This is a genomic window from Pandoraea fibrosis, from assembly GCF_000807775.2.
Lineage (GTDB): Bacteria > Pseudomonadota > Gammaproteobacteria > Burkholderiales > Burkholderiaceae > Pandoraea > Pandoraea fibrosis.
In genome coordinates, this window is the sequence record NZ_CP047385.1 from 1 (window position 1) to 12,748 (window position 12,748).

6 protein-coding genes are annotated in these 12,748 nt (G+C 57.5%); 3 read left to right on the forward strand and 3 right to left on the reverse strand.

What is annotated here, in order from left to right; genetic code table 11:
• The 3 genes from dnaA (at window position 1) to gyrB (ending at window position 5,535) form a co-directional block, all read left to right on the forward strand.
• Window positions 1-1,530: a chromosomal replication initiator protein DnaA gene (gene dnaA, locus PI93_RS00005; protein WP_039373225.1), complete on the forward strand. Its 1,530-nt coding sequence runs from the start codon at window positions 1-3 to the stop codon at window positions 1,528-1,530.
• A gap of 240 nt (window positions 1,531-1,770) precedes the next feature.
• Complete coding sequence (gene dnaN / locus PI93_RS00010) at window positions 1,771-2,877, forward strand: DNA polymerase III subunit beta (RefSeq protein WP_039373228.1); 1,107 nt, start codon at window positions 1,771-1,773, stop codon at window positions 2,875-2,877.
• A gap of 180 nt (window positions 2,878-3,057) precedes the next feature.
• A complete protein-coding gene (gene gyrB, locus PI93_RS00015; protein ID WP_039373230.1) occupies window positions 3,058-5,535 on the forward strand; it encodes a DNA topoisomerase (ATP-hydrolyzing) subunit B in 2,478 nt (825 codons plus the stop codon).
• A gap of 598 nt (window positions 5,536-6,133) precedes the next feature.
• On the opposite strand, the gene PI93_RS00020 is transcribed toward gyrB, so the two are convergent.
• From PI93_RS00020 to PI93_RS00030, 3 genes are all read right to left on the reverse strand, one after another.
• Window positions 6,134-8,683 (reverse strand): phospholipase D-like domain-containing protein, encoded by a 2,550-nt coding sequence (locus tag PI93_RS00020; protein ID WP_039373233.1) that lies wholly within the window; start codon window positions 8,681-8,683, stop codon window positions 6,134-6,136.
• Window positions 8,676-10,322, reverse strand: a complete 1,647-nt coding sequence (locus tag PI93_RS00025; protein WP_039373234.1) for a hypothetical protein — start codon at window positions 10,320-10,322, stop codon at window positions 8,676-8,678. The genes PI93_RS00020 and PI93_RS00025 overlap by 8 nt, the downstream gene beginning before the upstream one ends.
• Window positions 10,323-10,520: 198 nt before the next feature.
• On the reverse strand, window positions 10,521-12,614 hold the full coding sequence (locus PI93_RS00030) for an AAA family ATPase (RefSeq protein WP_039373235.1): 2,094 nt from the start codon (window positions 12,612-12,614) through the stop codon (window positions 10,521-10,523).
• Between the last annotated feature and the right edge of the window lie 134 nt (window positions 12,615-12,748).

The window sequence follows — 12,748 nt, forward strand, 5'->3', positions numbered from 1 at the left end:
ATGAACGATTTCTGGCAACACTGCGCGACCCGTCTCGAACAAGAGCTGACGCCCCAGCAATTCCGCACCTGGATCAAACCGCTGGCGCCGCTCGACTTCGATGAACAGGCACGCACGCTCAAGATTGGCGCCCCCAACCGCTTCAAGCTGGATTGGGTGAAGAGCCAGTTCTCCGGGCGAATCCAGAGCATGGCGGCGGATTACTGGAACGCGCCGATCGAGGTGACGTTCGTGCTCGATCCGAAGGCCGGTACGCGTGTGCCGTCCTCGACCCCTGCCCCGCCCCCGGCACCCGCGCCGGTGCCGGCCAGCGTCGCGCGAGCCAATCCGGCGGCTGCGGCAGCACAGACTGCGGTGGCAGGTGGGCATGGCGGGCACGGTGCCGACACGGCGTCGCTCGATGGCGAGCGTCCGGACCTGGAGGCCAGCGAAGCCGAGGCGGTGCGCCGCAATTGGCGGGTTACGCCGCAAGAACCGGTGCAGGTGGGAGAAGCCGAGTCGATCTATGAGCGCTCGAAGCTCAACCCCGTGCTGACCTTCGACAATTTCGTGACGGGTAAGTCGAACCAGCTCGCGCGCGCCGCAGCGATTCAGGTCGCGAACAATCCGGGCACGTCGTATAACCCGTTGTTCCTGTATGGCGGCGTCGGTCTGGGTAAGACCCACTTGATCCACGCCATCGGCAACCAGTTGCTGGCGGAAAAGCAGAATCCGCGCATTCGGTACATTCACGCCGAGCAGTACGTGTCCGACGTGGTCAAGGCATACCAGCGCAAGGCTTTCGACGAATTCAAGCGTTATTACCACTCGCTCGATCTGCTGCTGATCGACGATATTCAGTTCTTCTCGGGCAAGAGCCGCACGCAGGAAGAATTCTTCTATGCGTTCGAGGCACTCATCGCGAACCGTGCGCAGGTGATCATCACGAGCGACACGTATCCGAAGGAGATCACCGGGATCGACGATCGTCTGATTTCGCGTTTCGATTCCGGTCTGACGGTGGCCATCGAGCCGCCCGAGCTGGAAATGCGGGTGGCGATTCTTATCAAGAAGGCGCAGGCCGAGGGTGTGGGCCTGTCGGAAGATGTGGCGTTTTTCGTCGGCAAGCATTTGCGCTCGAACGTGCGTGAGCTCGAAGGCGCGTTGCGCAAGATCCTGGCGTACTCGAAGTTCCATGGTCGCGAGATCACCATCGAACTGACGAAGGAAGCGCTGAAAGATCTGCTGACGGTTCAGAATCGTCAGATTTCTGTCGAAAACATTCAAAAGACGGTGGCCGATTTTTACAATATCAAGGTCGCCGACATGTATTCGAAAAAACGGCCTGCCAATATTGCGCGGCCGCGTCAGATTGCGATGTATCTGGCGAAGGAGTTGACGCAGAAGAGTCTGCCGGAAATCGGCGAACTGTTCGGCGGACGCGACCATACGACGGTGCTGCACGCGGTACGCAAGATTGCGGAAGAGCGAGGCAAGGACGCGCAGCTCAATCACGAGTTGCACGTGCTGGAGCAGACGCTCAAGGGGTAAAAACCGGCGGATACGCGGGATGGCGGGCGGGGTTGCCTGCATCCCTGTGGATAAGCTGGGTGCGGTTTGGGGGGAACTGACGTTTTCGGGCACAATAGCGGATCGGCGCACAATGCGTCCCCTGTTCGTCCACAGCGTTTTCCGCCCTGTTATCCCTTCCACAAGCGATTGATTGATAAGGGAATCTTCGGGTTTTCAGCAGAAACTGATGCCCGTTAACAGTTACTACGAAGGATAAATATGCAATTGGTCAAAACTCAACGAGACAATCTGCTGCGGCCGCTGCAAATTGTGAGTGGCATCGTCGAGCGTCGCCATACGTTGCCGATTCTGGCCAATTTGCTCATTCGCAAGCACGGACAGGACATTTCCTTCCTGTCGACCGACCTTGAGCTGCAGATCACGACCACCGCCGATTGCGGTGCTGGCGCCGATGATGTGGCGACGACCGTGGCTGCCCGCAAGCTGCTCGATATTCTGCGCAACATGCCGGACGCTGAAGTGGCGTTGTCGCTGTCGGACAAGCGTCTGACGGTGCAGGCCGGCAAGAGCCGATTCCAACTGCTGACGCTGGCGGCGGAAGATTTCCCGACGGTTGCCGCAGCGACGGACTATGCCGCGAGCTTCAAACTGCCGCAGCGCGCGCTGCGTCAATTGCTGGGCATGGTGCATTTCGCCATGGCGCAGCAGGACATCCGTTATTACCTGAATGGCATGCTGCTCGTGGTCGAAGGCACCAAGATCGAGGCGGTGGCGACGGACGGTCACCGTCTGGCGTATTGCAACACCACGATCGAGGGTGAGAATTTTGCGCGTCAGGAAGTCATCATTCCGCGCAAGACGATTCTTGAGTTGCAGCGCCTGCTCGAAGACATCGACGACAAGGTGGAAATCGATGTGGCACCGAGCCAGGTCAAGTTCACCTTCGCGAATGTCGAGCTGGTCTCGAAGCTGGTGGAGGGCAAGTTCCCCGACTTCAATCGTGTGATCCCGAAGGGTTACAACAAGAGCTTCCTCATCAGCCGCGAAGAGTTGCATCGTTCGTTGCAGCGTGCGGCCATTGTGACGTCGGACAAGTTCAAGGGCGTGCGTTTCCAGGTGAGCGATAACCTGCTGCGGATCAACTCGACCAACGCAGAGCAGGAAGAAGCACAGGAAGAAATCGAAATCGATTACACGGGCGAGTCGGTGGATATCGGCTTTAACGTGACGTACCTGCTCGACGTGTTGTCGAACCTCAAGGTCGAACAGGTGAAGGTGAGTCTGGGCGATGCGAATTCGAGCGCCCTGATCACCTTGCCGGACAACGACGAGTTCAAGTACGTCGTCATGCCGATGCGCATTTGAGCGGATATTCCGCCATACGCGCCGTCATATGCGCGAAGGGGCCGAGTGCCCCTTTGGCGTTTCTAGAGAATTATCCTTTTGCGGGATAAGCCTGCCTTTGCAGCGCCAAAAGCGCGCGGAGGTGGCGGGTCATGAAGCAGTAATTCGTCAGTTAAATGACGCAGTAACCGGAAGATTGTCATGAGCGAACAGCAAAAGCAGGCCGATAGCGGCTATGGTGCAGCCTCCATCCAGATCCTCGAAGGTCTGGAGGCTGTGCGCAAGCGTCCCGGCATGTACATTGGCGACACGTCGGACGGCACGGGCCTGCATCACTTGGTATTCGAGGTGCTGGACAACTCGATCGACGAAGCGCTTGCGGGTTACTGCGATGACATCCACGTGATCATTCACGCGGACAATTCCATTTCCGTGACGGACAACGGTCGCGGCATTCCCACGGGCATCAAGTTCGACGACAAGCACGAACCGAAGCGCAGCGCTGCGGAAATCGTGATGACCGAGTTGCACGCGGGCGGCAAGTTCGACCAGAACAGCTACAAGGTGTCGGGCGGTCTGCACGGCGTGGGCGTGTCGTGCGTGAACGCGCTCTCCACGTATCTGAAGCTGACCGTGCGTCGCGACGGCAAGAAGCACTTCATGGAATTCCACCGTGGTGTGCCGCAGAACCGCGAGCTGGAAGTCATCGACGGTGTCGAGACGTCGCCGCTCAAGCTGCTGGGCGACACGGACAAGCGCGGTACCGAAGTGCACTTCCTGGCTGACGAAACGATCTTCGGCAAGGTCGAATTTCACTACGACATTCTCGCCAAGCGCATGCGCGAGCTGTCCTTCCTGAACAACGGCGTGCGGATTCGTCTGACGGATCAACGCACGGGCAAGGAAGACGATTTCGCGTTTGGCGGTGGCGTGAAGGGCTTCGTCGAGTACATCAACAAGTCGAAGTCGGTGCTGCACCCGACGATCTTCCACGTGACGGGCGAGCGCGACGGTATCGGCGTGGAAGTCGCGATGCAGTGGAACGACAGCTACAACGAAACGGTGTTGTGCTTCACGAACAACATTCCGCAGCGTGATGGCGGCTCGCACCTGACCGGGCTGCGTGCGGCGATGACGCGCATCATCAACAAGTACATCGACGAAAACGAACTGGCGAAGAAGGCCAAGGTCGAGACGACCGGTGACGACATGCGCGAAGGTCTCACGTGCGTGTTGTCGGTGAAGGTGCCGGAGCCGAAGTTCTCGTCGCAGACGAAGGACAAGCTGGTGTCGTCGGAAGTGCGTGCGCCGGTGGAAGAGTACGTGGCGAAGGCGCTGGAAGAGTTCCTGCAGGAAACGCCGAACGACGCGAAGATCATCTGCGGCAAGATCGTTGAGGCGGCGCGTGCGCGCGACGCCGCGCGCAAGGCGCGTGAAATGACGCGTCGTAAGGGCGTGCTCGACGGCGTTGGCCTGCCGGGCAAGCTGGCGGATTGCCAGGAGAAGGATCCGGCGCTGTGCGAGATTTACGTGGTCGAAGGCGACTCGGCAGGTGGGTCGGCGAAGCAGGGTCGCGACCGTAAGTTCCAGGCGATTCTGCCGCTGCGCGGCAAGGTGCTGAACGTCGAGAAGGCGCGCTTCGACAAGCTGATTTCGAGCGAGCAGATCGTGACGCTGATTACTGCGCTGGGTTGCGGTATCGGCAAGGACGACTACAACATCGACAAGCTGCGTTACCACCGCATCATCATCATGACCGATGCTGACGTGGACGGCGCGCACATCCGCACGCTGCTGCTGACGTTCTTGTACCGTCAGGTGCCGGAGCTGATCGAGCGCGGCTATGTGTATATTGCGCAACCGCCGCTGTACAAGATCAAGCACAACAAGGACGAGCGCTACATCAAGGACGAAAGCGAGCTGGGTCAGTACATGCTGAAGCTTGCGCTGAACAATGCCGAGCTGACGCCGACGACGGGCGCTGCGCCGATTTCGGGCGATGCGCTGGGCGAGCTGACGCGCAGCTACCAGTTGTCCGATGGTGTGATCGAACGTTTGAGCCGCATTTACGAGTCGTCGGTGCTGACGGCCGTGACTGAAGGCGTCGAAATCAATCTCGACACCGAGGCGACGGCGCAGGCGTCGGCCAAGGCGCTTGAGGCAGCATTGAGCAACGATCCGCTCGCGCCGGAGATCACGATCACGGCGGTGATGGAAGACGTCGAGAATGCCGAAGCCGTGCCGTCGCTGCGTGTGGAGCGTCGTCACCACGGTAACGTGAAGGTGACGGTGATCGATCAGGACTTCCTGCAGACGGCGGACTATGCGCAATTGCTGAAGACGGCCGAGACGTTCAAGGGCCTGATCGGCGAAGGCGCCACGATCAAGCGCGGCGAGCGCTCGCAGCCGGTGACGAACTTCAAGTCGGCGATGAAGTGGTTGATGGCCGATGCGGAAAGCAAGGTCTCGAAGCAGCGCTATAAGGGTCTGGGCGAAATGAACGCGGAACAGTTGTGGGAAACCACGATGGACCCGGCAGTGCGCCGCCTGCTGCGCGTGCAGATCGAAGACGCGATCGCTGCGGACGGCATCTTCACCACACTGATGGGCGACGACGTGGAACCGCGCCGCGCGTTCATCGAGTCGAACGCGCTGCGCGCGGGGAATATTGACGTTTGATTGATGTTGTTGCAGGGAAACCGAATTCGTGAGATTTGACGCGAATTCGTGAGACCAAGGTAACGAAGTTGATGAGACTATCTGGACTCGATCTGCCACACATTTGCACCGTCTGAGCCAAAATGACGGTGTGTGTTGACCATAGCAAAAATTCGAAGAGGGCCTTGAAGTTCAAGGCCCTCTTTTTGTTTGATATTGGAGTGCAACCCTGCTGTGGCGCACCACAACTCGCGCGGTAGGACGCCAGATACGGCGCCACCGGCCGCTAATCGAGCCAACTGGTTGCGGCACGACCAAAAATGATGAGCGCGAAGTCTTTCGTCGCGCGGTGTTCTCCCGACCGTCTCTTACCGGCCAGCTGAGAATCTGGATGACTACCGTGACAACGCCGCAGTCGATCCGAGGCACGAATGTACATCATCTGTAAGGGGCGTGGGTATTCGAATCCGCTTGATTTGTTGGGTGCGGAGTTGAATGTGCTCGACGTCGGGCAATTCGTACGGGAGCAAAATCCGATTAAAGATCGGACCATTGTTGTTCGGCTCCTCCGATCAGCGGATCTCGATGATTGGAGGCTGATGGGTGGCATTCCCGCGAACTATCCGGACACCACTTCCGGCTGAACAGCCATCACGAAGTCTTGTTTGAAGGAACGGATGGATCCGAAGTCCCAGAAATCGACAAGTTCACCGTGGATCTTGGCAACCAACCGAGGATAATTACAGTCGCCCACGATGCAACAACCGCCTACTTCGATTTGCGGGGCGTCGGACAAGTCTCTGCTCCAGAACTGGCCAAATTCATTTGTGAGCCGGATCCATTTGTCTGCCCGCGCTGAGTCCAATGGATTGGATCGAAGCGTCGCTGCAGTGTAGCGTCTCAGATCGTCGCTGGCGGCGGCATCGGCGGCCACAGGTGGCGCGAGGGCGAGGAATATCGCCTTTGCGCGCAACTTCTCGTTCCGACCGTTCGTGTCGAACGCGTCGACGGATGATTCCGGAACCTTCTCGCCGATAATCCATGCCAACCACAACAGCAACACACGGAGCTGAATCGCTTCCTCGGTTTCCGTGTTGGTATCGTCCGTCAGTGTGTCGATTAGCCGCGTTCTGGAATTGAACAAACACCACATGGATTCGTCCAGCAAGCGACGGCGCTCTGCCTCGGGAACGAGGAACTCGCGTGCCATTTGCCAACGCGGTAAGCGCTCAATACGCACCAGCTCCTTCACGAGCGAAAGCACGGCGATGAGTTGAACGAGCGCCCGCGCTTTGGTATCAGTTCTGTCGGCCTTAGTCAGCTTGACGAGCATCCGGTTGATGAGCCTCGTCACTTTTTTGCCAACCCGCCGCGCAATCTCGGCATCGCGGAGAACCTGAGCGTCGACATTCTCACCGTCTTCGGTTTGCTCTGGATTGTCGTCCTGATTGACCTGTTCTTCCTCGGTTCGGCCTGCCCTGTCCATGGGCATGGTCGGCTGCGTACGTAGCTCCTCGCCGAATTTTCGGGTCAGAAGGTCGATCAGCGTGATGATATCGGCGGATTCGACTAGACGGCGACGTCTCCTAGTCTGGCAAAGCTCGGTGACGCTGATTTCGAATGTGTCGGGTCTGCCGCCACTCGCTATGTGGGCTTGCGCCGATCCACGCCGTAATCGCACTTCGTTCTGTATTTCTTCTTCGGCGGCCGGTTCGAAGATCGCAGCTTCGACCGCCTTGAGCATTTCTGAAATGCTCTCACCGGACGGGTCCAATGCACCGAGCGCGTCGCGAACCTGGCGATGCGACGATCGCGTCTCCGCCGTCAGCAAATGTGGGTGAGCGATCATCGCCCTAGCCACGCGCTCGCTACCCAGGTACAAGTCGCACGCGCGCACCAGCTTCACGTCGATCGACACGGGAATACTCAGGACATCTCCCTTGCGAGTGACGGCGATATTTGCTTGAATTACGTCTAGATTGTCACTTAACAGACAGGCGCTGCCGGGCTCGATGGCCCCGCCTGGCGTTGCGATTTGCAGTTCGTTAGGGTTTGCCGCTACACCTATCCAGAAGCGTTCGGCCGATTCATCGATCGAACGTATTTGGGTGACGCTTCGTGTAGCGGTGGCCTCGAGCTCGCGTGCTGAGAGCGGTGGCAGCGCGAACATGCCGTACAACCCCAGCGCCTCCGCCGTCACCTGTGCGTCTGGACCAATGCGCATCATCACGGCTTCGACATTCGCGCGGCTTCGATCGCCCATCCAAGCGGGGCGGCTGGGATTGGCGCTTCCCGATATGAGCGCGTTCCCATTGTCATGCGTTTGCTCAATATATAGCGCCTTCGCATGTAGGTACTTGTCGCCGCAATTGCTGGGGTTTGTCCAGAGAAGCCTCGCGTCCACGAAACGCGCCTGCACCTTATGCATGCTTGGCAAATGCACGGTTTCCGGATCGATTGCGATGACCACGTCGGCCTGCGGCCAGCGTTCATGCAGATGCGCGACGAAAGCCAGGTCGCTATCGAAGAACGCACCGGTCACCCCGATCCTGCGAACTTCGCCTTTAACGCGCGCGTCAATTTGCTCAATAAGCGACGCTCCTCCTGGGCGCTGATGTAACGCGACGGTCGTCGTGGTTGCGCCTGGCGACGACAACGGCGCCACGCTTTTGGAAAAGGAAAGCACCGCTTCGATCAGGGAGGGTGGCGCCTGCTCCCGTGCAAGTTCGATCCACTCCTGCGCCATCTGCCAAATCGAGTCCAGCAGAGCGGCACCTTCCTGATCCTTACGGTCCGTCACGTGCACCCAGTTCGTGATCTCCCGGTTGTAGCCGAAGCCTGATAGCGTCAGATTGTGGCTGCCGACGAGAATCGAGGCCTTCTTTTTGCCGGCCAGAATACAGACTTTGGGATGAAATGCTCCGCGCACGTTGACCGGCAAGAGCGAGTACGCTATGCCTGCAAGCCTCGGGCGGGTCGCTTCGGATTGCCAGCTTAAGCTGCATTGTGCGTGATCCATCAAGACGATGTTCTGGTGGCAGCCCGCCGCCACCAAGCGACGCAGCAAGACCTCTTCATAGAAGGGCAGGCTCGCGTTGAACGTGGTGATTAGTGATGCGTCGAAGCCGCCTTGCTTGATGACATTCAAAAGGGAGATCGAATCAGGCACTGACGCCCTCCATCAACTGCTTGCCTTCCGCGCTCAGCAACGTACGTTTATCGTCATTGCGCACGACCGCGCCTATGTCCATCAGGATCTGTAGTGCTTGACGAAAGCGCGGCGTGGTATTGGACGGTGCGGGTATGTTTCCATCTGTCAGTTGCAAACCGCGCTCAGACGGGCGGAAACGAAACGTCGCTGAATTCGTGCGATGAAGTTTGCGTAACGACACGCGCAAATGCGTATTCATGCACCACGCAACGACGTCAGAGACCACGGCGCTTGGTGACATCTCTCGCCACTCAGCAGCTTTGCGCCGGAACGTATCGAGATTGATGGGGTAATCCCGCAGTGCTTGTGGCGTGATCGCGAGCCCTTCATACGGCGCACGACTAAAATCGTCACGAATGACAAGGATCGCGAGCACTCGCATGGCTGACGCAAACAACGCGGCTTCGCTTTCGCGCCCCCAAGACGAAACCATGTTTTGAGCCATCGGCATCTCGTGACCCTCAGCGGACCACTCCTCGAGCGCTGGCAATGTAGATTCGATGTTCGAGAGCCACGCTCCGAACGTCGCACAGTTGGTGTCGGCAACGAAGCCTTCCACGACGGCTGATTCCTCGAACGCCTTGACGAACGCCTCGACTGTGTCGCACACATAGCGCTCTCCCGCGATCTGCGGGGATAGCTTGTTTAAAACAAGCGAGAAGATCGTCTGAACCGCAACCGATAGCAGATCGTTGCGAACGTAAATGGCCCAGGTCGCACGCGTGGACGCCAGATCGGCTGGGATGCTCCAGCACGGCCGATCCGGCAGTGCGTTGCCATACATGACGGCGCGGAATACGTATTCGGAAAACTCGACGTCAGGCGTCAGATTATCTATGAGACGCTGGATTATCGCTAGCGAACGCTTGCGCTGCGTGCCTTCTTCGCCGTACTCTCGCAACCGGTCGAAGTAGATATCGGTGAGCCGTTCGCGCTCACTCGACTCGGGGCTTCGAAGGTGGCACGGACAGAACGCATGCAACTGTCTAATGTCGTCGTCAGCGATCTCACCTTCCTCGAGGATGCTCCAGAATAGGTCTGACGGCACCGATGCATTGAAAGCTTCGGCAATTGGCTTGCCGACTTCCTTTGTGAATTGAAACCACGGCTTTCTGCCGCCGTGCAGCATGCGTAAGTCGGTGAGCGTTCCTGCGTAATACTGCGAAAGCCCTCCCATGCGATTCATGAAGTACCGATCTTCGGAGTCGTTGGCGGTGAACCTGACTAGCTTCAGTGTCTCTCCGTCGAGCGCTCGCTGCACTGCGCTGACCAGTTTCTGTCGACCTACCATCGCTGCGCCGTGGCGCTCGCTGATCTTGTCGGTGCATTGCGAGTGGTGTTCGGCAATCAGTGTGAACAGGCAATCGGCTCGCCGAAAACGTTCGACGAACGATGTCTCGTCCTCGTCATACGGAAAGCGTTTTGCGAGCGACCATATGAGCCACGGATAGAAGGAGTAATAACGGGCTCGGTCGGTGACGTTCGTTATTCCCGGCAATAGCTGACCGTAAATAAGAACGCACGGCGCTTGTGCGCCGAGGTGATCCAATCCGCCGATGGAGTGTGGGGGTTCGACCCACGCAGTGTCGATTTTCAATTCGCTCTCTCGGGATGGCGGTATTTAATTGGGGCGTGGAGTGGCACGCATGGCGAGGCGGTTCTGTCTGGGCAATTGTCGGTTCGTCGGATTCATGTTCGCTATCGGCAGACTTCTCCAATTAGTAGGTGCACGAAACAGGTTAGTCAGCCTCACAGTAACGATGCGTGATCCCGTAGTCGCGCCAACTGCGACATGTCAGTCGACGGAGGGCTCAAACTTGGCAAAGAGTTGTACCCATCGCTCAATCAAATCAATATCTATATCCGAGATCCCCTTGGACAGCGAGACGGTCTTCACACGCTTCGCAACCTCCACCTTCCAACCAAGCGTGAGCTCAATGCCTTCACGCTTGGCCCAAGCTTCCACCTGAGGCACGATGGGCTTACCTTTCAAGGCGGCATCCGAGAAGGTTTGCTCCGCAGCACGAAAGACGCGGTCCACACCATCTACAAAGCGCTGGTGAGGAATCAAGTCCTCCAGCTCCGACCCTTGGAATTCGACGAATTCGTCTGTTGATATGACCTTCGCCTCCTCGCGGTTATAGAGGCTACTACGAAGCTCTGCGGCCAACTTAGTGCCCATGTGATCACCATCTAGCAAAACGACCGGCAGAGTCTCATCTCGACCAGTCAGGATGCTGGCAGTGATCCGAAGTGTTTTGGTTCCACCTGCGGGTGGAAACACCAATTCTCTACGAGGTTTAATCTTTCCTGCGCCAATGAGGAGAGCCTTGATCATCGTGAGATAGTGCTGATCAGACGCACCTTCCACGACAATCGGCAGGCACCCTAGAAGCAAGCTCTCGGCGACATTCAGATTGAGTGCCGAATACACAGCATACGCAGCGCCAGCTTGCGCTGGGTCGGCCCCCGACTGACGTAGATTTGGCGAGGACTCAGTCGAGCCATCTGAAGCGACATAAACTTTTCGTACTCGATCTAAGCGGTCGGGATCAACGAGAAATGGCGAATGCGTCGTATAGATGATTTGATTGGTGTTAGCCAGCCCATCGAAGAAGGCGGATAGATCGCGCTGCGCGAGAGGATGAAGGGATAGGCCCGGCTCATCGAGCAGAAGGATGGCACCTTCGTGATCACCTTGGCTTTCAACCAAGAACACGAGATAGAAGCTTAGGAACCACTGCAATCCAGTACTGCGATTCTCAAGTTCCACTTCCTCCGGACGTCGATCGTCCGATACCCAGATGCGAAAATGATCGCCGTCTGCCTCGAAGCGGAAGCGGTAGTCGCCTTGTTTCCACCACGACTTGAACTCTTTGGTCAAAGTTGTGCCCGCAGACTGTAACAGGATGGATCGCTCTCGCTTGCGCTCGGCGATCTTCGCGATCTCGTCTTGGGTTGGCTGCCGGTTTTGATTGCTGGGGTCTTTGAAATCACGACCGAGTTCAAGAATTTCCTTGGGCTGAAGCCGAACGAAGCTGAATAGCACGCGGAGGGTTCGAGCTTTCGCCGCTTCCTTGGCGCCCAGATCTTTTCTTTCCAGATTCTGGACTACATGGGGGAGATAAATCTCGGAGTCTAGATTTCCATAATTGGAGTAGTAGACAAATTTGGGGAGCGCGTTCAGGACAAGGTTCAGGACTCCGTCGATGTTCTCTGGAGCGGGTGACCGGATTTGGGACAAGCGGCCGGTTAAGACGTCGATGGTTTGCTGGACGCGAGGGACGATTGTCGACGTTTTCGCTGGTTGTTCTGGCAATAACTTATTCAGTAACTCAATGGCGGTATCCAAGTCCTGTGCAGTCCAGTCTTGGCTAATGGAGTCGATCAGCTCGCGAACAGCGTCGACAAGTGTTAGCTTAAGAGACTCTTCGCTTTTGAGCGCCTCGGTCTGTTTAAGAGCTGTGGATAAGGACGTCAACTCGTGCCTCATGTCCAGAGCAGTGACGGTCGTCTCGGGAACATACAGAGGAAACGAGATCTCGTATTGCCCGTCAAAGTACCTGTCGACACGCACGATTTTAAGTTGTGAAGCATCCAGATTCGTGCTTTCGACCAATCTGGCGCTGAGAGACGTTGCATCAAAGTCGGCACTGATGAACCGAAACCGCCCCGGTTTGTCACGCACATCCGCGAACATGGTCTTCGGGTAGTCCGATGTCGGCTGAATCTCGCCTTCACGGGCGGGATTGAGCTTCCAAAGGGGAAGCAGCAAGTTCGTTTTTCCAGACTCGTTTACACCGATTAGTGCGGCAACGTCACCAGCTTCAATATCGCCGCTGTCCTTCACAGAGCGGAAATTCGTTACCCGGTATTTGATCAACTTCATCCTGCCCCCGTTGAGATTGCTTATTCGTTTGCGAAACTGAAGTCCGTGCGACCAATTGGTTACAGTAATCGGTGTGCCTAGCCGATGATGCGGGCTACCCCATCCGGGGAGGAGCCCACCACAGCCGGCTGTAG